The sequence below is a fragment of the Cellulomonas avistercoris genome (assembly GCF_014836445.1).
GTDB lineage: Bacteria > Actinomycetota > Actinomycetes > Actinomycetales > Cellulomonadaceae > Cellulomonas > Cellulomonas avistercoris.
The window spans coordinates 53,753-74,738 of the sequence record NZ_JACSQV010000012.1; the positions used below are offsets into that span (position 1 = coordinate 53,753).

The window sequence follows — 20,986 nt, forward strand, 5'->3', positions numbered from 1 at the left end:
AGCGGGGCGGGTCAGCTGCGGCCCTGGACCCTCGCCCGGACCTCGAGCGTGGCCCCGCTGCCGACCTTCACGACGCTCGCGGCGCGCGCCTGCGCGACCGTGCCGGACGGCGCGCGGAAGTACAGGGTGCGGTTGCGTCCGTCCGTCGGCACCGTGAACCGGACCCGGTACTCGCCGGCGGGCAGCCCGTCGAAGGAGAAGGCGCCCTGCGCGTCCGTGAACGTGGGCCCGAACCCGGCGCCCCCGTGGACGGGGGCGTCCGTGAACGTGGGCCCGAACCCGGCGCCTCCGTGGACGGGCTCCAGCATGACCTCGACCCACATCAGGGGTCCCGACGCCCCCGTGACGACCCCCGTGACGCGGGAGGCGGCCACCGCGGTGATGTCGATGCCGGTCGTGTCGGCCCCCTCGGCGACGACGACCGGCCGTGCGCCGTCGGCCGTCGGCGAGTCGGGGTAGTAGCGCGTCGTGACCGGCGGGTTCGCACCCGCGTCCTCGACGCGCACGGTGTACGACCCCGGGAACACGTCGGCCACGCGGTACGTGCCGTCGGCGGCGACGCCGGCCGCGCGGACCCACAGCCGCGGGTCGTCCAGCGGCGTCGCGACGACCCGGACCTGGGACGGGTCGGTGCCGGGCGGCAGGGTGACGGTGCCGGTGATGCCCACGCTGCTCTGCAGCGTCACGTCGAGGCCGTCGAGCCGCTGGCCCGCGGCCACCGTGACCGGCGTCGCCGTCGCCGGCCCGCGCGCGTCCGGGTAGTACGTGGTGCCCCAGGAGCTGCCGGCGGGCGGGACGGCCCGGACGACGTACGAGCCGGGGTCCAGCCCGTCCACCTGGTAGGTGCCGTCGGCCCCGACGGGTGCGTACCCGTAGGTCCCGCTCGCGGTCGCGTCGTCGACCATGACGCTGGTCCCGGTGGGCACCGTGCCGCCCGGCGCGACGACGCGCCCGCTCAGGGTCGCCGTGCGCGCCAGCCGCGTCTGCAGGTCGCGCACCGACTCGCCCTCGGCCAGCGTCACCACCGTCGCGGTCACGGAGTCCGGCGCGTCGTCCCACCACTCGGAGACGAAGCCCTGCTGCCAGGCGTCGAACGACACGCGGTACGACCCGCCGGGCAGGCTGCCGACCGCCCACCAGCCGTCCCCGTCGGTGGACGCCGTCACCTCACCGGAGGAGGTGCTCCGCACGCGGACCGTCGCGCCCTGCACCGGCGTGCCGCCCTCGTCGGTGACGCGGCCGCCCAGCGTCGACGTGCCGAGCGGGATGCACGCCACGGGCGTCGAGAGCGGCACCGGCCCGGCGCTGGTCGCCAGCGCGCCCGGCCCGGCGTCGGACGTGGGCTCGGGCGCCGGCACCGGTGACCGCGACGGGCACGGCGTCGGCACGGGCCCTGGCCACGTCGGCGTCGGCGTGGGCGCCACGCCGGCGGCGGGCGCGCCGACGACGAGGACCGCGACGAGCGCGCTCGCGACGAGGGAGAGGAGGGATGCGAGGGTGGGGCGGCGGGAGCTGCGCACGGGACGCTCCTTCGAGTCACCGGTACCGCGGGCGTCTGGATCATGACAGTTCGTCCGCTTCCGCGCAGCCCGCTGCCCACGGCCTGGTCGAGCCCCCGTCCCCACCCGCCCCGCCCCGCCCCCACCCCTCCGCCCCTGTAGTGGTCACACATCCGCCCACGGGCCGCGCCGACGCGGCGAGATCTGACCACTTCCGTGCTCATGGGCAGGCCGGAGCTCGGAGGAGGGGCGCACTGCCGGCGGACGGGTGCGGGCGGGGTCCCGGCCCGTGCCCACCGCGGCTCCTACGCTGTCGGCATGAGCACCTCGACGCGCCGGGTCCGGGTCGCTCGTCGACGCCGACGCCGGCTGGCCCAGGTCGAGAACGACCTCACGGCGGCGCAGTGGCAGGCCATGCAGGCCGCGTGGGGCGGCTGCGCCTACTGCGGTGCGGCGGGTCGCGCTCTGCAGCGCGACTGCGTCCTGCCCGTCTCCCGCGGCGGCCGGTACACGGTCGAGAACGTGGTCCCGGCGTGCGGCTCGTGCAACGCGAGCAAGTGCAACGCCGAGGTCACGACGTGGCTCCGGCGCAAGAAGCTCGACGAGCGCGCCTTCCTGCTGCGCCACGCGGAGGTCCGCGCGGGCCTCGTGCTCGGGTCGACGGACGCGGACCTGCCGGTCAGCGGGCCCGCAGGACCGTCTCGAGGTCCGTCGGCGGGAGCCCCGTGAGCCGTTCCACCGCGTCGGAGGGCTCGGCCATGACACCGCTCGCGATCGCGGTGTAGGTGCTGACCCACGCCGCGACCTGCCACGTCGGCGCCTCGTAGGACGCCCGGGACGCGTACGCCTCCTCGAGCGTCTCGTCGTGGAACGTGACGTCACGGCCGTCGACGTCGCTGATGACGCGGGCCACGTCGGTGAGCGAGAGCCCCTGCGGCCCGGTCACGTCGTACGTCGCGCCCGCGTGCGCGTCGGGCGTCAGGAGCACCGCGGCCGCCACGCGCGCGACGTCGCCGCGCGCCACGAACGCGCAACGCCCGTCACCGGCGGGCCCCCGGATGACGCCGTCCGGGCCGACGAGCTCGTCCATGAGGTCGAGGTAGAAGGTGTCCCGCAGGAACGTCCACGCCATGCCCGAGGCCTTCAGGTGCTCCTCGGTGGCGTAGTGGTCGCGGGCCAGCGTGAACGTCGCGTCCGGCGCCGCCGCGGCGAACGACGTGTAGACGACGTGCTTGACCCCCGCGTCGGCCGCGGCGTCGATGAACGTCGCGTGGTCGGCCGCACGTGTAGCGCTCTCGTGCGCGGACACCATGAGCAGGACGGAGACGCCCCGCAGCGCGACGACCGACAGGTCGTGCTCGGCGTAGTCGACGCGTCGGACGCCCGTGACCGACGCCGGCTCCCGCAGCCGCGGGCTGCCGGGCGAGCGCACGAGCAGCCGCTGCGGGCGGCCGGCGTCGTCGAGGTGCCGCGCGACGAGCCCGCCGATGTGGCCGGTCGCCCCGGTGACACCGATGGGGGGCTCGGTCATGGGAGTCTCCGTCAGGTCGGTTCTCCTCATGGTGCGCGGATCGGGGTGGGCGTGCGACCCGTGCGTGTGCGGCGGGCGGTCACGTGCCGGCCGTGCGCCTCGACCCCGAGGCGCGAGCCACCTGGCCTCACCGGCTGCGGCGCCGGTTCTCCTTCTTGATCGCCTCGACGAGGGCGTCCTTGTCCATCGTGGAACGGCCGGAGATGTCGAGCCGCTTGGCGATGTCGTACAGGTGGCTCTGGGAGGCGTTGGCGTCGACCCCCTCGGCCGTCTGCCGCGACGTGCCGCGGCCGCCCTCCGCCTGGGCGTCGGACGGGCCCTTCTCGTCCTTCGGCTCCCAGTGGTCGCCGACCTTCTCGTGCGTGTGCTTGAGCGCCGAGTAGGCGACCCGGTGGGCTCGCTCGGCGTCGTCGTACTCCTCGGCCGCCGAGTTGTGCGCCTTGGCGAACGTGCGCTGGGCCTTCGCGCCCGACCGCTGCAGCGTGCTCGGCAGCTCATCCTGCTTCGGCTTCCCGCTCTTCGTCGTCTTGGGCATGTCACTCCCGTCCCGTCGGCGGCCAGCTCCGTTCCCGCCATCCTGCGACGGTGTGCCGCGCCGCGCACGCGGTGCTCGGACGCCGCGGCTCGGTGGGTGGGGTTCGGGACGCCCGCTGACCCGATCCCCGCCCGCGAGCGGGGGTTGGGGGGTGGGGGAGGGGTCAGCGTGGGGTGGTGCGGTAGTGGTCGGGGGCCTCGACCAGCTCGACCGGGACCTCGGGCAGGACGTCCGTCAGCCAGCGGGCGTACTCGGCCATGCCCTCCTGCTCGGACGGCGTGTGCCCCACGACGACGAGACCCGCGGACACGCCCGCCGTCACGGCGTCGGCCGCGTACTCGCCGGTCTCCCACTCGTGGCCCTCGCCGATGACGACCACGTCGACGTCGTCCCGGGCGAGCAGGTGCCGGTTGAGCTCGAAGCCCTGGAACCCCGGCTGCAGGCCGACGGTCGACACGCGTGCGTCGGGGTCGCCGACGTAGCGCAGAGCGCGGGCGTCGAGGGAGCGTGCGACGTGCGCGGCCAGCTCGCCGAGCGTCGTCGGGGGCAGGTCGTAGACCCCCGGGTCGTCGGTCCGCTCGGCGGCGAGCCAGCCGAGGGCCCGTGCCACGCCGGTGAGGACGCCGTCCGGCTCGCGGTCGTGCCAGGCGTCGTGCTGGTGCAGGACGACGAGCCCGTGCTCGGCGACGAACGCTGCCTTCGCCGCGTACACCGGGTCGCCCTCCGCCGCGAGCTTCGCGTCCGACGTCCCGTGGTGGTCGAAGTAGAGCGGCTCGTGCGTGATGACGAGGTTCAGGCCCTCCGCCGCGGCGCGCTGCAGCACGTCGAACGTCGCCATGATCGTGACGGCGATCCCCCGGACCGGGGTGTCCGGGTCGCCGGCGAGGAACCCGTCGACCGTCGTCGCGCGCGGCGGCACCCCCACGTGCGCGTCGATCCGCTCCGCCACCTGCCGCGCTGTCGTCGTCACGCCCGACACCCTAGCCACGGCGGGCCTCGCCACCGGGGTGCCCGGGCCGCGCCCGTCGAAGCGTTTCGTCGGTTGCCGCGCCCGTCGTCCGCACCGATGGTCCTGGTACGTCTCGTACGTCCCCCCGGAGGTGGACATGTCACGCTTCTCCCTCGGTCGCCGCATCGTCGCGGTGACCGGCGCGCTCGCGTTCGGCGCCGCCATGGTGGCAGGCTCCGTCGCCCTCGCCGCGCCCGCATCGGCCCACGGCGCCGTGTCCGACCCCCCGTCCCGCATCTACGGGTGCTACGACCGCTGGTCGGGCGCCCACACCGACCCCGCGATGCAGACGCAGGACCCGATGTGCTGGGCCGCGTGGCGTGCCAACCCGAACGCCATGTGGAACTGGAACGGCATGTTCAAGGAGGGCGCGGGCGGCCAGCACGAGCAGGCGCTGCCCGACGGCAAGCTCTGCTCCGCCGACAACCCGATCTACGACGCCGCGAACACGCCGGGCGCCTGGCGCACGACCGCCAAGCCGTACGACTTCCGGCTCACGGTCCACGACCCGTCCAACCACGGCGCGGACTACCTGAAGATCTACGTCACCAAGCAGGGCTATGACGCCAGGACCAAGGCGCTCGCGTGGTCCGACCTCGAGCTGATCAAGACGACGGGCCGCTACTCCCCGTCCAGCCCGTACGTCACCGACGTGAGCGTCCCGCGCGACCGCACCGGCCACCACGTCGTGTTCACGATCTGGCAGGCGAGCCACCTCGACCAGCCGTACTACCAGTGCAGCGACGTCGTGTTCGGTGGCGGCGGCGACCCGGGCCCGAACCCCACGACGCCCGCACCCACCACGCCCGCGCCGACGACGCCCGCGCCGACGACCCCCGCACCCACCACCCCCGCTCCCACGACCCCCGCGCCGACGACGCCCGCCCCTGACCCGGGCACCGGCGCCTGCACCGCGACGGTGTCGGTGCAGAGCTCCTGGCAGGGCGGCTACCAGGCCAGCGTGACGGTGAAGGCGGGCTCCGCCGCGATCACCGGCTGGAAGGTGACGGTCGCCGGCGCGACCATCACGCAGGCGTGGAACGGCACCGCGTCCGGCAGCACGATCACGTCGGCGGGCTGGAACGGCTCGCTCGCAGCAGGGGCGACGGCCAGCGCCGGCTTCCTCGGCAGCGGTAGCTCGAGCAACCTCAGCGCGACCTGCAGCGCCGCCTGACCGCACGCGCCGCAGACGTCGTCTGCCCCCCGCGGGCCGCGGGCCCGGCCGGCGGGGCGGCCCTCGGGCGTCATGTCGGCGACAATGGGAGAGCAACATCTGCTTTCGACGAGGAGTACACCGTGCCCCAGGCAACTGTCCGTTGGTTCGACGCCGAGCGGGGGTTCGGCTTCCTCAACCTCGGGGACGACGCCGACGACCTGTTCGTCCACGCGTCCGAGATCGTGGGCGACGACAGCCGCAAGGTGCTCCGCGAGGGCCAGGAGGTCGAGTTCGAGGTCGGCGAGGGCGACCGCGGGCCGCAGGCGCGCAACGTCCGGGTCACGGGCGAGTACGCCGCCGACGCGACCCTGGGCCAGCTCGGCACCGTCTCCTGGTACGAGCCGGGCAAGGGCTACGGCTTCATCACCCCGGACAGCGGCGACGCCGAGATCTTCGTGCACAGCTCCGCCGTCGTCGGCGGCGGCGTGCTGCGTGAGGGCCAGCGGGTCGCGTTCCTGGTCGTCCCCGGCGAGAAGGGGCCCCAGGCCGACCACCTGCTGCCGCTCGTCGCGCAGGCGGCCCCGGCCGTGGTGTCCGACGGGGCGGACGGCACCATCACGTTCTACGACGCGGACAAGGGCTTCGGCTTCGCGACGCCCGACGCCGGCGGCGAGGACGTCTTCGTCCACGCCAAGACGCTGGTCGGCGTCACGGGCCTGTCCGAGGGCGACCGCGTGAGCTTCACCGTCGCCGAGAGCGACCGGGGGCCGCAGGCCCACGACGTGCGGCTCGTCGGCGGTCAGGCACGCCGGGGCGCGCCCGCCGGCCCGTCCCGCGGCCGGTCCGAGCGGCCGCGCGGGTCCGGCGCCCCCGCTCGCGGGGGCACGGGCACGGTCGCGCGCTACGACGCGGAGCGCGGCTTCGGCTTCATCACCCCGGACGCGGGTGGCGACGACCTGTTCGTGCACGTGTCGGTCGTGCGCGGGTCCGACGGCCTGTACGAGGGCGACCGGGTCCGGTACGAGGTGCGTCAGAGCGACCGGGGGCCGCAGGCGGACCGCGTCGAGCGCGTCTGAGACGGTCCGTCCCGGCGGCCGGGCGCTCACGCCGCGTCGCTCAGACGCGATCGGTGAGCCGCTCGCCCGCCGGGCCGGCCGAGGCCGGCGTGGTGCACGAGGACGAGACGGTCGTCGTGTTCATGGACCTCAACCCGGTGACGCCGGGCCGCCTCCTGGTCGTCCCGCGTGTGCACGCGGTGGGGCTCGAGGACCGCGACCCGGTGACGGGCGCCCACGTCTGGTCGGTCGGGCACGCCCGCCTGACGTGGCGCAGCCCGCGCGGGTCGCGTCGAGCGGGTCTAGATTCGGCGAGCATGGACATGCTCTCGGGCAGCGAGATCACGCAGGCCGGACTGGCCGACTGGCGCAAGCTCGCGCAGGGGCTGCACGCGCGGTACCTCGTCGACGACTTCGGCACCGGCGCGCGGTTCGTCGCCGCGGTCGGTGAGGCGGCCGACGCCCTCGGGCACCACCCGAGCGCGGTGCTCGGCACGGGGCACGTCGACCTCAAGCTGGTGAGCGCCGACGCCGTCTACCGCGACGACGAGGGCAACGAGCAGGTCGTCGAGTGGGTGACCCGAAAGGACGTCGACCTCGCCCGGCGGATCAGCGAGATCGCCGCCGAGCACGGGCTCACCGCCGACCCGGCGTCCGTCAGCGTGGTCGAGCTCGGCCTCGACACGGCCGGTTCCGCGACCGTCGCCCCGGTGTGGGCGGCGCTGCTGACGGGGGACGCCGCGTCCCAGGGGCACGGGTCCCCGAGCGACGAGATCCGGGACGCCACCGGACGGGTGCCGAACCTGTGGTTCGGGGACGTGCAGGACGACACCGCACGCCAGCGGTTCCACGTCGAGGTCTACGTCGCGCCCGAGGTGGCCGAGCAGCGGCTCGCCGCCGCGGTCGCCGCGGGTGGCACCGTCGTGGACGACAGCGACGCGCCGTGGATCACCGTCGTCGCCGACCAGGACGGCAACACCGGCGCGTTGTGCGTCGCGCAGGCGCCCGCGACCGACTGACCCGCGGACCCGGCCCGCGGGCGAGGACGTCGTCCCGTCGCTCGCTCGCTCGCTCGCTCGCTCGCTCGCGGGACCATCGCCCCTCGCCCCGCGGGGCGGCCCGCGATGTGATGGAGCCGTGGACGCCGTGGCCCGGGTGAGGTGGGCGGCCGTCGGCGCGGGCGGTCACGTCGCGCGCCGCACGAGCGCCTGGTGGGAGCGCCTCGTCGCCGCCCGTGAAGGGCGAGCGCCGCAGCCGCTCGTGCACGCGGTGCTCGAGGTGGAGGCCGACGGGGTCGTCAGGAGCGTCGACATGGGTCCCACGTGGGGCAGGACGGGTGGGACGCGGCGCGTCGTGCTGACCGGGCCGGTGGGTGCGCGGTGGCTGGGGTGGTGCCCGCTGTTCCGCTACGAGGTGCGCGTGGTCGACGGCGGCGGACGGTTGCCCGGCGTCCTGGAGGTGAGCGACGACCTCGCGCTGCCGGGTGACGTCCTGGACCTCCTCGCCGACGTGCCGGCGTACACGTGGGGTCGTGACGAGGCCGGCGCGGGGGAGATGTGGACGTCGGACTCCGTGGTCGCGTGGCTGCTGGAGCGGGCGGGCGTGTCGGGCGTCGAGCCGCCACACGGGTTCCGGGCCCCGGGCTGGGTGGCGGGGGCACGGGTCGCGCGCGCCTGACCGCCCGCCTCGGCCCGGCCGGAGGTCACGCCAGCGACAGGAACAGCTTCTCCAGCTTCGCGACGTCGAGGGTCGGCTCCTCGTCGGCGCCGTCGGGCTGCGTGAGGCACTGCCGCATGCCGGACGCGATGATCGCGAACCCGGCCCGGTCGATCGCCTTCGACACCGCGGACAGCTGCGTGACGACGTCCTCGCAGCCGGTCCCCTCGTCGATCATGCGGATGACTCCGGCGAGCTGCCCCTGGGCGCGCTTGAGCCGGTTGCTGACCTTCGTCATCTCGGCCGGGTCCAGGTCCACGTGGTTCTCCTCGGGTCGTACCGGTGTCCCGGCGGGGTGGTGCGGGGACGGCTGCGTGCTCAGCGGCAGGTGCACTGCTGGTCCTGCGGCACGTCGGCCATGACGTCGTCGACGTGCATGCCGCAGCCGGTCCAGGTGACCTTGCCACAGCTGCTGCAACGGGCGGGACTGCACATGGTGGTGCTCCTTGCGATCGGTTCGGTGAGGGTGGGGTCAGCGCCGGACGGCGCCGCCGGCGGCCTGCCAGGCGCTGATGCCACCGGACAGGCTGGTCGCCTGCAGGCCGAGCGCCCGCAGCTGCTTGGCGGCCGTGCGCGAGCGCATGCCGGACGCGCACATGACGACGACGGGTGCGTCCTTCCTCAGGCGGCGCGGTGCGGTCGCGACCTCCGCGAGCGGCACGTGCACCGCCGGGGCGGCGTGGCCGGTGCTCCACTCGGAGCGCTCGCGGACGTCGAGCACGCTCGCGCCGTCACGCACGAGCTGCACGGCCGTGGGGCCGTCGACGGTGGCCGGCAGCCCGCCGTCGGTGGTCGTGCGGCCGAGCAGGCGGGCGATCGTGTCGCGCAGGCTCATGAGGTGGCTCCTTCGAGGGGCAGGTCGGGGCGGGTGGCGGTGAGGCTGATCCAGCCTCCGGAGAGGTTGCGGGCGTCGAGGCCCGCCTGGAGCAGCACGCGTGTCGCGATGTGGGAGCGGACGCCGCTGGCGCAGTGCACGGCGACGGGACGCCCGCCGGCGGCGGCGCGGACCTCGTCGAGGCGGCCGCGCAGCTCGGTGTGGGGGACGTGGAGGGCGCCGACGAGGTGGCCCTGGTCGAACTCGCCCTGCGACCGCACGTCCAGGACGAGGCTCGTGGCGAGGACGTCGTCCAGGTCCGCGGCGTGCCACTGCGGCATCGTGCCGTCCAGGACGTTCTGCGCGACGAAGCCGAGCATGTTGACCGGGTCCTTCGCGGACCCGTAGGGCGGGGCGTACGCGAGCTCGAGCTCGGCGAGGTCGTCGGCGGTCATGCCGGCCCGCAGCGCGGTGGCCAGCACGTCGATGCGCTTGTCGACGCCGTCGCGGCCCACGGCCTGCGCGCCGAGCAGGCGCCCGTCCGGGGCGAAGCTCGCGACGACGTGGACCTGCTGCGCGCCGGGGAAGTACCCGGCGTGGTGGGCGGCGTGGATGCGGACGACCTCGTGCTCGATCCCGGCGCGTGCGAGCGCGGCCTGGCTCGCACCGGTCACGGCGGCCGTGAGCCCGAGGACGCGCACGATCGCGGTGCCGAGCACGGGTGCCTGCGGCGTGGTGCGGCGTCCCAGCATGGCGTCGGCGGCGCGGCGGCCCTGGCGGTTGGCCGGGCCGGCGAGCGGCACGGCGCCCGCCTCGCCCGTCACAGCCAGCGTGACCTCGACCGCGTCCCCGACCGCCCAGACGTGCGGGTCGGACGTGCGCTGGTCGGCGTCGACGCGGATGGCGCCGCGGGCGCCGAGCTCGAGGCCCGCGTCCCTGGCGAGGTCGCTCGCGGGCCGCACGCCCACGTTGACGACGACGACCTCGGCCGGCAGGCGCGTGCCGTCGGAGAGCGTGACGACGGCGGACTCGTCGTCGCCCGCGATCTCGCGCGCCGAGACGCCGAGGTGCAGGCCGACGCCGTGCGCGTGCAGCTCGTCCGCGAGGAAGGGGGCGAGCTCGGCGTCCAGCGGGGGCAGGACGTGGTCCGCGAGCTCGACGAGCTCGACGTCGAGCCCGCGTGCGACGAGGGCCTCGACGGCCTCCAGGCCGATGAACCCGGCGCCGACGACGACCGCGCGCCGTGGGCCGTCGGCGGGCAGGTCCGCGACGCGGGCGGTGAGGGCGTCGAGGTCGGGGACCGTGCGCAGCGTGTGCACGGCGGGGTGGTCGAGGCCGTCGATCGGCGGGCGCACGGCGACGGCGCCGGGTGCGAGCAGCAGGGCGTCGTACGCGAGCGCGTACTCGCCGTCGGCGGTCGCCACGGTGACGGTGCGCGCCGCGCGGTCGATCGCCGTGACGCGGCTGCCGGTGCGCACGTCGAGCGCGAGCGCGGCGTGCAGGGACGCGGGCGTGTGCAGCAGGAGGGCGTCGCGCTGCGCGATCTCACCGGACAGGTGGTACGGCAGCCCGCAGTTGGCGAAGGACACGTGGGCGGACTGCTCGAGCACCACGATCGAGGCGGACTCGTCCAGGCGGCGGGCACGCGCGGCGGCGCTCATGCCGCCCGCCACACCGCCGACGACGACGATGCGCCGAGGTCCGGCAGGGCTGGAGGTGGGGGTCGGGCTCATGACACCAAGATACCCCCGGGGGTATGCTGAACCGGCCCTCGCGAGGGTGGCGCCCGTCACGCGGGCGGCACAGGACGCTCTAGCGTTCTCCGTCGGCCCCGCCGTTCACCGCACCTCTCACCGAAGGACCCCCATGTTCATCGCGCTCGTCGTCCTCACCGTCCTGCTGGCCCTCGTCTCGGTCAGCTCCGCCGTCATGAAGCTGCGGAAGAACGAGCAGGTCATCTCCTCGATCGTCGGCACCGTCGGGTTCCCCGAGCGCCGCATCCCGGTCCTCGCCGCGCTCGAGATCGCCGGTGCGGTCGGCATCGTCGTCGGTCTGTGGGTCGCGCCCCTGGGCATCGCCGCCGCGGTCGGCCTCACCCTGTACTTCGTCGGCGCGGTCATCGGCCACCTGCGGGTCCGCGACACCCAGGGCGTCACGACGCCGCTCGTGCCGCTGGTCCTGTCCCTCGCGGTCCTCGTGCTGCGGGTCGTCACGGCCTGACCGCGGGGGACGCTCCCCGGATCACGAGGAGGGGGCGCTCGCCCCCTCCTCGTCGACGCCCGTGGGCACCAGATAGCGGCGCTTGGGCGCCCCGTCGCCCGGCACGTCGACCACGTCCTGCAGCACACCCCCGCACCGCTCGATCGTCCGCGCCGACCCGACGTTCGCGTCGTCGCAGGTCACCAGCGCCTCACGGACGCCCACCGAGCGGGCGACCGTCAGCGCCCCGCGCAGCATCGCGGTGGCGTACCCGCGGCGGCGGTGCGCCGGCAGCACCCCGTACCCGATGTGGCCGCCGACGACGGACAGCGCCTCGTTCAGCGCGTGCCGCACCGACACCCTCCCCACGAGCACGCCGCCGACCTCCCCGACGAGGAACGTCGCCGGCACCCAGCCGTCCGGCAGGCCGACGCCCGCGCGCTCGTCGTCCAGGCGCCGCAGGTACGCGTCCCACCCCTCACCGCCCTGCGCCCCGAGCAGGAAGTCGAACCCCTCGCGCGCGAGCTCGTCGTGCGCCGCCCTGGCGGCGTCCTCGTCCTGGGGAGTCAGTGATCGCAGCTGCAGCGTCGCGGGGGGATGGGGCATCCCGGCATGCTGCCAGCGGGCGGTGCGGGGTGTCGTGAGGTTTCCTGGTGGCAGCGCCGCGGCGCACCCGCGGCGAGGCGGGCGGCGGTGCGCGCACGGCGACAGGGGGCATCGATGGAGCAGACCAGGCTCGGACGCTCCGGGCTCCGGGTGAGCCGCGTGGGGCTCGGCTGCATGTCCTACGGCGTCCCCGCCTCCGGCATGCACCGGTGGACGCTGGACGAGGACGCGGCCGCCCCCTTCTTCCGCCAGGCCGTCGAGCTCGGCGTCACCTTCTGGGACACCGCGAACGTCTACCAGGGCGGCACGTCCGAGGAGTTCGTCGGGCGCGCGGTGCGGCGCTACGCGCGCCGCGAGGACATCGTGCTGGCCACCAAGGTCCACGGCCGCGTGCACGACGGCCCCGGCGGCAGCGGCCTGTCCCGCACCGCGGTCCTCGAGCAGCTCGACGCCTCGTTGCGCCGCCTGGGCACGGACTACGTCGACGTCTACTACATCCACCGCTTCGACGACGACGTGCCGGTCGAGGAGACCATGGAGGTCCTGCACGACGTCGTGAGGGCCGGCAAGGTCCGCTACCTCGGGGCGTCGTCGATGTGGACGTGGCAGCTCGCGAAGCTGCAGGAGGCCGCCCGCCTGCACGGCTGGACGCCGTTCGTCGCGATGCAGGACCAGTACAACGTGCTGCGCCGCGAGGAGGAGCGGGACATGATCCCGCTCTGCCTCGACCAGGGGATCGGGCTCACGCCGTACTCGCCGCTGGCCAAGGGCCGCGCCGCGCGGCCGTGGGGGGAGCAGACGGCGCGGTCGACGAGCGACGACGTGGCGCGGGCGTTCGACCGGGACGTCGACGAGCCGGTCGTCCGCGCCGTCGAGCGGGTCGCGCACGACCGCGGGATCTCGATGGCCCAGGTGGCGCTCGCCTGGGTGCTGGCCAAGCCGGTGGTGGCCTGCCCGATCGTCGGCGCGACGAAGCCCCACCACCTGAGCGACGCCGTGGCGGCCCTCGACGTCCACCTCACCGCCGACGAGATCGCGACGCTGGAGGAGCCGTACACGACGCAGGACAACTACTGGTGGTGAGGCGTCGGGCGCCTCGGGTCGCGTGCAGCGGCCGGACGCCCGCCCGCGTCGACACGCTCCCGGTATCCCGGACGCCGCTGCGCCGTCCTTCCCAGAGACCCCTGGGAGGCCCGCATGCGCCCCGACGACCGTCTCGTCCTCGACCACCCCGACGACGTCGCCCTCGCGGCGAGGCTCCTCGCCGACGGCGTCCCCGTCGCGCACGGGTTCGGGAACATCTACGCGCTGACGTCCCGCGCCGACGCGGTCGGTCGGGTCAACGCCCTCAAGGGCCGGCCCCGCTACCAGACCGGCAGCCTGACCGCGCCGGCCGGGCAACTTCTGGAGGCGTTCGACCTGTCGGCCCTGCCGGCGTGCGTGTCACCGGGCCTGCTGGCGGACGTCGTCGACGCCTTCTGCGCGCTCGGCCCGTTCGGGTTCCGCGGTCCTGCGGCCGCGCACGTCCCGCCGGGGCTGACCGCGCCCGACGGCTCGGTGACGACCGCCCAGGTGATCGTGCCGGGCGACGCGTGCCCGTCGCAGGCGTTCCTCGCGGCGGCGTCGGACGCCGCGGGTCTGCTCGCCATCTCGTCGGCGAACCGCTCCCGGCACGTCACCGGCCAGGTCGACGCGCCGGTCCACTGGCGTGCCGACGCCCTGCGGGCCGAGCTGGCCGGCGGTGACCTCGTGCTGCTGGAGCACCGGGACGAGGCGGCGGCCCGTGCGCTGTTCCCTCGTCACACGACCGTCTCGACGACGATCCTGGGCCTTCACCGGGCGGAGCGGGTCCGTGGGCGCGTCCACCTGACGCTCGAGCGGCACGGCTCGCTCGCCGCCGAGGAGGTCGTACAGGTGCTGGCTGCGCTGGGCGTGGGCCTCACGGCAGGCCCGCGCGCGGCCGTCCGGCTCGCGCCGCGCTCGTACGACGGTCCTCGCCCGGCGACGGGTCGACGTGCCGCCCCGGGTCAGGCGGGCAGCGGCGTGCGGACGTCGACGGGCGGGCCGAAGTCCGTGCGGACGCCGCGCGAGAACAGCACGGAGTCCGGCGGGCGCAGGGCCGTGCCCGGGATGCCGCACGCGGCGACGAGGCGGTCGTCGATCGTGACCAGCTCAGCGGCCTGGAGCGGCCACGACTCGTGACGGTTCGGCACGTACAGCGTGCGGCCGAACGCGCGCGTGTGCAGGCCCCAGCGCGCGGTGAGGAACTCGGCCTCGGCGTCACCGGGCGCGAGCGCCGCGCCCGGCCGCACGACCACGTGCGTCGTGGCGTCCCGCGGCCCCGGCCAGCGGCGTCGCGACGTGTACGTCAGGACGCCGTCGGCCTCGCTCACGCGCATCCGTGCCCACGTGTACGGCAGCGCGAACACGGCGCGCGTGCCGAGGACGAACGCCAGGCGGGCCGCCTCGAGCGTCAGGAAGACGACGCCGCGCCGCCCCTGCTCGTCGACCGAGTAGAGCCGGACGTTCGTCTCGGGGAACGTGCCGAGCCACGGGACGCCGGGCCCGAACCCGGCGCCCACGCCGACCATGCGGAACGGCACGAGCCCGACCCAGCTCGACCCGTCGTGCACGTCCGGTCGCGTGCCGGTCGGCAGGAGGGGCGCGACGACGTCGGGCGCGACGCGCCAGTGGACGAAGGTGAGGTCGCGCCACGACTGCCGCGTGATCGCCCGCCCGGGCAGCGCGGGGGCCGTCGCGGTCACGGGCTGCGGGCGCATGGCGCCACTATGCACCGCCTCGTGCCGGTGCGGCCGTCAGGCGTCCCGGGCGGGGCCGCCGCAGCCCCGCCACGAGCCCCGCGCCGGATCTCATCCGCGACGGGCGAGGCCGTCCGGTGCCCGGGTCCGGGAGGGTGCGGACCGAACCGGTGCGCGCGACGGGAGAGCGACATGGATGACGACCTGGGACGGCTGGCGGCGCAGTGCTACGTCTACGGCTTCCCCCTGGTGTTCGACCTCGACCAGCTGCTGCGCTACGCCACGACCGGGGTCGGCGCGGTGCCCGGCAGCTGGCCGGGCCGGACGACACGTTCGTGACCATCAACAACGACACCCTGTACTCGATGGCGCAGGTCGACGTCAGCGCGGGGCCGGTGCGCCTCGACGTCCCCGACACCGGCGGCCGCTACTACGTGCTCCAGCTCGTCGACGCGTGGACGGACAACTTCGCGTACGTCGGCAAGCGTGCGACCGGGACGGGCCCCGGCACGTTCCTGCTCGTCGCGCCCGGCTGGGACGGCAACGCGCCGGAGGGGAGCACCGTGATCCGGTTCCCGACCGACGTGGCGTCGATCGTGGGCCGGTGGGCGGTCGACGGGCCGGACGACCTGCCGGCGGTCCACGCGCTGCAGGACGCGACCACGCTGACGCCGCTCGCCGACCGCCCCGCGGCCGGCGTGCCGCCCGTGCCCGGGTCCGGCGACGAGGCCCTCGACTTCTGGGAGCGCTACAGGGTCTGGTCGCGGCGCTTCCCGCCCGCCGAGCGTGACCGCGACCGCCAGGCGCGGTTCGCGCCGCTGGGTGTGGCCGGCGACGCTCCGGTGCACGACGCCGACGAGGCGGTGCAGCGGGCGCTGCGCGACGGCTACGCACGCGGTCGCGCGGTCGTGGAGGGCACGCTCCGGTCGGGCAGCAGCCCGGTCGTGAACGGGTGGCACCTGACGTTCCACGCGTTCGACTACAACGCCGACTTCTTCGAGGTCGGCACCCGGGACGACCCCTCCTTCGTCATCGCGGACCCCGAGCAGCGCGTCGTCGAGCGTGCGGCCGCCGCCCTCGGGGGCCTGTGGGGCAACCACGCCTACGAGGCCGCGTACGTCATGACGTACGTCGACGACCAGGGCGAGCCGCTGACCGGTGAGCGGACGTACACGCTGACGCTCGCGCCGCCGCCTCCCGTCGACGGGTTCTGGTCGCTGACCATGTACGACGTGCCGCACTACTTCCTCGTGCCCAACGAGATCGACCGGTACTCGATCGGTGACCGCACGCCCGGCCTGTCGCTCGACGCGGCCGGCGGCGTGACGATCACCATGAGCCAGGCGCGCCCCGACGAGGTCGCGAACTGGCTGCCCGCGCCCGCCGGCGCCTTCCGGCCCGTGCTGCGGATGTACGTGCCGCGACCCGCGGTCCTCGACGGGACCTACGAGCTGCCGCCCGTCGTCCGCGTCCGGTAGCCGCCGGGGGGCGCGCAGCCGGACCCGTCCTTACGCTGCCAGGGGGACGACGGTCGCATCGTGGGCCTGCGTCGGTGGGGGATGCTCAGGGCGCGGGCGCCCGGGACGGAGCACGTCGTGAGCGGTCGCACGGTGCGGACCGGTCCGGACGCGCCGGTGGCGCGCCCGGACCTCCTGGTCGCGGGGCCGTGGGCCGCCACGGTCGCCGCGGTCACCGGCCGGGTCGTGCAGGCGTTCGCCGCCTGGCAGGTCGTGGCGCTGCTCCTGCTGCCGCTGGCACCCGGCGTGGTCCGCACGGTCGCCGACGTGCTCTCCGTGCTCAACCTGCCCTCCCGCCCGGGCTTCTTCTCGCTGGTGCTGCTCGGGACGGTCGCGTCGGGGCTCGTGCGGCGTCTGCGGGTGGCGTTCTGGTTCCTCGTGCTCGCGTGGCAGGCGCCCGTGGCGGTCGTGGGAGTGGTGACGGCGCTCGCCTGGGTGCTCGACCCCGCGGGCCGCGCCGAGCTCGGTGTGACGCCGCGTGACGTGGTCGCGTGGGTCGTGGCCCTGGTCGCCCTGCCGGTGCTCGTCAGCGCCCGCGGCGCGTACCCGGCGCGGGTGCGGCCGGGCGCGTGGTGGCGGTCCCTGCTGGTCGTCGCGGGGTTCATCGCCGCCGGAACACTGCTGTCCTTCGTGCTGCTGCGCCTGGTCGGGCACGCGCTGCCCCCGACGGGTGACCAGCTGCGCTGGGCGCTCGCGCAGGCGTTCGGTGCGTACGGCTCGGTGCTGGACCCGGGCACCGTCGGGCGCGTGCCCGCCTGGGTCGGCGTCGCCGGCGGGTTCGTCGCCGCGGTCGGCCTGGTGGTGGGGCTCGCGGTGTTCGGGCGCTCCCGGCAGCCGGTCGGGACCGACGCCGCGGACGACCGGCTGCAGGTCCGCCGGCTGCTGCTCGAGCACCCGTCCGACGACTCCCTGGGGTACTTCGCGACGCGGGACGACCGCTCGACCGTGTTCTCGGCCGACCGGCGGGCCGCCGTGTCGTTCCGTGTCGTGTCCAGCGTCTGCCTCGCGGCCGGGGACCCGCTCGGCGACCCGAGCGCGTGGCCGGACGCGGTCGCACGGTGGCTCGCGACCGCGCGGCGCTACGGCTGGGTGCCCGCGGTCACGTCGACGACCGAGGCCGGTGCGCGGGCCTACCGGGCGGTCGGGCTGCACCCCATCGCGATGGGCGACGAGGCCGTGATCGTCACACGGTCCTTCGACCTCGCGCGCCCGGCCATGCGAGGTGTGCGCCGCGCGGTCGAGCGGGGACGCCACGCCGGCTACGAGGTCCGGGTCCGGCGGCAGGCGGACGTGCCGCCCGACGAGCTGGCCGCGGTGGTGGCGGAGGCGGACCGGTGGCGACGCGGCGAGGAACGCGGGTACTCGATGGCGCTCGACCGCTTCGGCTCGCCGGTCGACCCCCGCGAGGTCGTCGTCACCGCGCACGACGCTCAGGGGCGTCTGCGCGGCGTGCTGTCCTTCGTCCCGTGGGGACGGCGCGGCCTGTCGCTGGACGTCATGCGGCGGTCGCCCGACGCGGTCACGGGCGTCACCGAGCTGATGGTCAGCGGCCTGGTCGACGCGTCGCGGGACCTCGGCGTCGAGCGGATCTCCATGAACTTCGCGATGTTCCGCGAGACGTTCCAGCTCGGTGAGCGCGTCGGCGCCACCCCGGTGCAGCGCCTGAACCGGCGGGTGCTGCTGCTGGCGTCGCGCTTCTGGCAGCTCGAGCAGCTGTACCGCTCGAACGAGAAGTACCTGCCCGAGTGGCAGCCGCGGCTGCTCTGCTACGAGGCCGCGGGGCACCTGACGCGGGTGGTGCTCGCGCTCGGGCAGGCGGAGGGCTTCGTGCCCCCGCTGCGCCGGCTGAGCGGTGCCGAGCGGGCGCCGGTGCGCGCGGCCGACGACCCGGCGTTCGTCGCCGCGGCCGTCGCGCAGGAGCGGGACCTGCTGGCGGTCAAGGTCGCCCCTCGCCGGCTCACCCAGCAGCAGCGCGTCCGCCACGCCAAGCTCGACGTGCTGCGCGCCGCCGGGCTGGACCCGTACCCGGTCACGGTGCCGCGCACCCACACGGTCGGCGCGGCGCGCGGCGTCCCACTCGACGGCCCGGCGGTGTCGGTCGTCGGGCGCGTCGTGCGGCTGCGCGACCTCGGCGGGGTCGTGTTCGCCGTGCTCCGCGAGGGGACCGACGAGGTCCAGGCGCTGCTCACCGCGGCCGGCACGCCGCGGCTCGACCTGTGGCGTCACGTGGTCGACCTGGGGGACCACGTCGGCGTGACCGGTGTCGTCACGCACAGCCGCAGCGGTGAGCTCAGCGTCGCGGTGTCCTCGTGGCGGATGGCGGCCAAGGCTCTGACGCCCCCGCCGGACAAGCGGCACGGCCTGGCCGATGCCGAGGCGCGCGTGCGGCTGCGGCACATGGACCTCGCGCTGCACGACGCCGCGGCGGCAGCGCTGCGCGCCCGTTCCACCGCCGTGTGGTCGATCCGCAGCTCGCTCGTCGACCGCGGCTTCCTCGAGGTCGAGACGCCGATCCTGCAGCGGGTCCACGGCGGCGCCAACGCGCGTCCGTTCACCACCCACATCAACGCCTACGACCTCGACCTGTACCTGCGGATCGCGCCCGAGCTGTTCCTCAAGCGGCTCATGGTCGGCGGCGTGGGCAAGGTGTTCGAGCTCGGCCGCAACTTCCGCAACGAGGGCGTCGACGCGACGCACAACCCGGAGTTCACGTCGATGGAGGCGTACGAGGCGTTCGGCGACTACACGACGATGCGCGAGCTCACGCGCGAGCTCGTCGTCGCCGCGGCGCTCGCGGTGCACGGCGAGCCGGTGGCGCACCGGCCGGGCGGCGGCGTCGTGCGGCTCGACGGGCCGTGGCCCGTCGTCACCGTGCACGAGGCCGTCTCGCGGGCCGTCGACCGGGAGGTCACCCCCGACCTGCCCCTGGGTGAGCTGCACGCCGTGTGCGGCAGCCTCGGTGTGGCGTGGGAGCCGACGCAGACGCACGGCGCGCTGGTCGACGAGCTGTACGACCGGTTCGTCGAGGGGCAGACCGTCGCGCCCACGTTCTACACCGACTTCCCCGTGGAGACGTCGCCGCTCACGCGCGCGCACCGCGCCGACCCGCGCCTCGCCGAGCGCTGGGACCTCGTGGCGTTCGGCGCCGAGCTCGGCACCGCGTACTCCGAGCTGGTCGACCCGGTCGAGCAGCGCAGGCGCCTGACCGAGCAGTCGGTGCTGGCCGCCGCCGGCGACCCCGAGGCGATGGAGGTCGACGAGGACTTCCTCGACGCCCTCGAGTTCGCCATGCCGCCGACCGGGGGCGTGGGCATCGGCGTCGACCGCGTCGTCATGACGCTCGTGGGCGGCACGATCCGCGACACGCTCGCGTTCCCGTTCCTCCGGCCACAGGGGCACAGGTGAGCCTCGCGCTCCTCGCCGCCGTCACCGCCGCGGTCGGGTACGGCGTGAGCACCGTGCTGGAGGCGGTCGGCGCGCGGCGGTCCCCGGGGGCCGGCGCGCTGCGCCAGCCGATCGTCCTCGCCGCGCTGGTCCTCGACGGCGCCGCGTGGCTGGCGTCCCTGCTCGCGCTCGACCGGTTGCCGCTGTTCGCGGTGCAGGCCATCCAGGCGTCGTCGGTCGTCGTGGTGGTGGTGCTCGCGCGGTTCGTGCTCGGTGCGCGCACGCGGCGGCGGGACACCGTGGCCGTCGCGGTCGTCGTCGCCGCGCTCGTCGTCGTCGCGCTCGGGTCCGGGGAGCAACCGGCGGCGACGCCGCCGCCGGGGTTCACCGGCGGCATGCTGGTCGCATCCGGGGTGCTGGTCGTCGCGACCGTGGCCGCGTACGCGCGCGGCGGCGCGGCGCTGCTCGCGCTGCTGGCCGGGCTGGGCTACTCCGGGGCGGCGGTCGCGGCGCGCGGTGCGCACGCGTCCGGCGACCTGCTCGCCACCGTGGCGCAGCCGCTGGCGATCGCGATCGTGGCGTGCGGCGCCGTCGGCGTGCTCGCGTACCTGCGTGCACTTGAGCGTGGGTCGGCCGGTGGCGTGGCCGCGCTGGCGTCGGTGATCGAGGTGCTCGTGCCCGGTGCGGTGGGTGTCGCGGTCCTCGGGGACACCGTCCGCCACGGCTGGGGCGTGCCCGTCGTGCTCGCGCTCGTCGCCGCGCTCGTCGCGTGCGTCGCCCTCGCCCGCAGCCCCGCCGCGGTCGCGACGGCGGGCGAGGGCGGCGCCGGGCCGTCTACTGCTCCTGCGCGTAGTGCGCGATCTTCCCGTCGAGCACGCTGACCGCGGCGAGGATCCGCTGGGCCTGCTCCTCGAGCTCGGCGCGGCGTGCCCGCAGGAAGGCGACCCGGTCCGCCGCGCCCGCCTCGGCGCGCAGCAGCTCGGTGAACCGGCGCAGCTCCGCGATGCCCAGGCCGGCGTCACGCAGGCACGTGACGAGGCCGATCCACGCGACGTCGTCGTCGCCGTACCGGCGCTGCCCGCCCGTCGACCGCGCGATCGGACCGACCAGGCCCTCGCGCTCGTAGTAGCGCAGCGTGTCCACGGACAGGCCCGTGCGCTCGGCGACCTCACCCGGTGCGTACCCCGTCATGGGAGCCATCGTGGC

General features: G+C 75.4%; 21 protein-coding genes. 11 read left to right on the plus strand and 10 right to left on the minus strand.

Annotated elements, in window-relative coordinates:
• Positions 1 to 11: 11 nt before the first annotated feature.
• A complete protein-coding gene (locus H9657_RS13830; RefSeq protein ID WP_191784003.1) occupies positions 12 to 1,520 on the minus strand; it encodes an MSCRAMM family protein in 1,509 nt (502 codons plus the stop codon).
• 297 nt (positions 1,521 to 1,817) lie between these two features.
• Here H9657_RS13830 and H9657_RS13835 point away from each other — a divergent pair, with 297 nt between their 5' ends.
• Positions 1,818 to 2,228 (plus strand): HNH endonuclease, encoded by a 411-nt coding sequence (locus H9657_RS13835; protein WP_191784004.1) that lies wholly within the window; start codon positions 1,818 to 1,820, stop codon positions 2,226 to 2,228.
• Here the strand turns inward: H9657_RS13835 and H9657_RS13840 are convergent.
• The 3 genes from H9657_RS13840 to H9657_RS13850 all read right to left on the minus strand — a co-directional run bounded on the left by H9657_RS13840 (position 2,179) and on the right by H9657_RS13850 (position 4,535).
• On the minus strand, positions 2,179 to 3,030 hold the full coding sequence (locus H9657_RS13840) for an SDR family oxidoreductase (RefSeq protein ID WP_191784005.1): 852 nt from the start codon (positions 3,028 to 3,030) through the stop codon (positions 2,179 to 2,181). The genes H9657_RS13835 and H9657_RS13840 overlap by 50 nt on opposite strands.
• Before the next feature lie 127 nt (positions 3,031 to 3,157).
• Positions 3,158 to 3,565 (minus strand): ChaB family protein, encoded by a 408-nt coding sequence (locus tag H9657_RS13845; RefSeq protein WP_191784006.1) that lies wholly within the window; start codon positions 3,563 to 3,565, stop codon positions 3,158 to 3,160.
• Between the two features lie 163 nt (positions 3,566 to 3,728).
• Positions 3,729 to 4,535, minus strand: a complete 807-nt coding sequence (locus H9657_RS13850; RefSeq protein WP_191784007.1) for a Nif3-like dinuclear metal center hexameric protein — start codon at positions 4,533 to 4,535, stop codon at positions 3,729 to 3,731.
• A gap of 136 nt (positions 4,536 to 4,671) precedes the next feature.
• Here H9657_RS13850 and H9657_RS13855 point away from each other — a divergent pair, with 136 nt between their 5' ends.
• The 4 genes from H9657_RS13855 (at position 4,672) to H9657_RS13870 (ending at position 8,462) form a co-directional block, all read left to right on the plus strand.
• The gene (locus tag H9657_RS13855) at positions 4,672 to 5,748 is read left to right on the plus strand and encodes a lytic polysaccharide monooxygenase auxiliary activity family 9 protein (protein WP_191784008.1); all 1,077 of its coding nucleotides are present in this window, start codon (positions 4,672 to 4,674) and stop codon (positions 5,746 to 5,748) included.
• 122 nt (positions 5,749 to 5,870) lie between these two features.
• The gene (locus H9657_RS19725) at positions 5,871 to 6,806 is read left to right on the plus strand and encodes a cold-shock protein (RefSeq protein WP_191784009.1); all 936 of its coding nucleotides are present in this window, start codon (positions 5,871 to 5,873) and stop codon (positions 6,804 to 6,806) included.
• A 53-nt stretch (positions 6,807 to 6,859) separates the two neighbouring features.
• The gene (locus tag H9657_RS13865; protein ID WP_191784010.1) at positions 6,860 to 7,804 is read left to right on the plus strand and encodes a VOC family protein; all 945 of its coding nucleotides are present in this window, start codon (positions 6,860 to 6,862) and stop codon (positions 7,802 to 7,804) included.
• Positions 7,805 to 7,922: 118 nt separating this feature from the next.
• Complete coding sequence (locus tag H9657_RS13870) at positions 7,923 to 8,462, plus strand: hypothetical protein (protein ID WP_191784011.1); 540 nt, start codon at positions 7,923 to 7,925, stop codon at positions 8,460 to 8,462.
• A 25-nt stretch (positions 8,463 to 8,487) separates the two neighbouring features.
• On the opposite strand, the gene H9657_RS13875 is transcribed toward H9657_RS13870, so the two are convergent.
• The 3 genes from H9657_RS13875 to H9657_RS13885 all read right to left on the minus strand — a co-directional run bounded on the left by H9657_RS13875 (position 8,488) and on the right by H9657_RS13885 (position 11,048).
• Positions 8,488 to 8,760, minus strand: coding sequence for a metal-sensitive transcriptional regulator (locus tag H9657_RS13875; RefSeq protein WP_191784012.1), 273 nt, complete (start codon positions 8,758 to 8,760; stop codon positions 8,488 to 8,490).
• 213 nt (positions 8,761 to 8,973) lie between these two features.
• Positions 8,974 to 9,336, minus strand: a complete 363-nt coding sequence (locus H9657_RS13880) for a rhodanese-like domain-containing protein (RefSeq protein ID WP_191784013.1) — start codon at positions 9,334 to 9,336, stop codon at positions 8,974 to 8,976.
• Positions 9,333 to 11,048, minus strand: a complete 1,716-nt coding sequence (locus tag H9657_RS13885) for an FAD-dependent oxidoreductase (RefSeq protein ID WP_191784014.1) — start codon at positions 11,046 to 11,048, stop codon at positions 9,333 to 9,335. The genes H9657_RS13880 and H9657_RS13885 overlap by 4 nt, the downstream gene beginning before the upstream one ends.
• Before the next feature lie 133 nt (positions 11,049 to 11,181).
• On the opposite strand from H9657_RS13885, the gene H9657_RS13890 reads away from it, so the two are divergent.
• A complete protein-coding gene (locus H9657_RS13890; RefSeq protein WP_191784015.1) occupies positions 11,182 to 11,535 on the plus strand; it encodes a DoxX family protein in 354 nt (117 codons plus the stop codon).
• Positions 11,536 to 11,556: 21 nt separating this feature from the next.
• Here the strand turns inward: H9657_RS13890 and H9657_RS13895 are convergent, their stop codons facing one another.
• A complete protein-coding gene (locus tag H9657_RS13895) occupies positions 11,557 to 12,120 on the minus strand; it encodes a GNAT family N-acetyltransferase (RefSeq protein ID WP_191784016.1) in 564 nt (187 codons plus the stop codon).
• Between the two features lie 114 nt (positions 12,121 to 12,234).
• On the opposite strand from H9657_RS13895, the gene H9657_RS13900 reads away from it, so the two are divergent.
• On the plus strand, positions 12,235 to 13,203 hold the full coding sequence (locus H9657_RS13900; RefSeq protein WP_191784017.1) for an aldo/keto reductase: 969 nt from the start codon (positions 12,235 to 12,237) through the stop codon (positions 13,201 to 13,203).
• 944 nt (positions 13,204 to 14,147) lie between these two features.
• Here the strand turns inward: H9657_RS13900 and H9657_RS13905 are convergent.
• On the minus strand, positions 14,148 to 14,900 hold the full coding sequence (locus H9657_RS13905; protein ID WP_191784018.1) for a YqjF family protein: 753 nt from the start codon (positions 14,898 to 14,900) through the stop codon (positions 14,148 to 14,150).
• Positions 14,901 to 15,071: 171 nt separating this feature from the next.
• Here H9657_RS13905 and H9657_RS19220 point away from each other — a divergent pair, with 171 nt between their 5' ends.
• The 4 genes from H9657_RS19220 (at position 15,072) to H9657_RS13920 (ending at position 20,661) form a co-directional block, all read left to right on the plus strand.
• Positions 15,072 to 15,218: a hypothetical protein gene (locus H9657_RS19220; RefSeq protein WP_225215365.1), complete on the plus strand. Its 147-nt coding sequence runs from the start codon at positions 15,072 to 15,074 to the stop codon at positions 15,216 to 15,218.
• Complete coding sequence (locus tag H9657_RS13910) at positions 15,215 to 16,357, plus strand: DUF1254 domain-containing protein (protein ID WP_318241502.1); 1,143 nt, start codon at positions 15,215 to 15,217, stop codon at positions 16,355 to 16,357. The genes H9657_RS19220 and H9657_RS13910 overlap by 4 nt, the downstream gene beginning before the upstream one ends.
• A 117-nt stretch (positions 16,358 to 16,474) precedes the next feature.
• Positions 16,475 to 19,801: a bifunctional lysylphosphatidylglycerol synthetase/lysine--tRNA ligase LysX gene (gene lysX / locus H9657_RS13915; protein ID WP_318241503.1), complete on the plus strand. Its 3,327-nt coding sequence runs from the start codon at positions 16,475 to 16,477 to the stop codon at positions 19,799 to 19,801.
• Entirely contained in the window at positions 19,798 to 20,661 is an 864-nt protein-coding gene (locus H9657_RS13920; protein ID WP_191784019.1) for a hypothetical protein, read from the plus strand. The genes lysX and H9657_RS13920 overlap by 4 nt, the downstream gene beginning before the upstream one ends.
• Here H9657_RS13920 and H9657_RS13925 read toward each other — a convergent pair.
• A complete protein-coding gene (locus H9657_RS13925) occupies positions 20,615 to 20,971 on the minus strand; it encodes a MerR family transcriptional regulator (RefSeq protein ID WP_225215323.1) in 357 nt (118 codons plus the stop codon). The genes H9657_RS13920 and H9657_RS13925 overlap by 47 nt on opposite strands.
• Between the last annotated feature and the right edge of the window lie 15 nt (positions 20,972 to 20,986).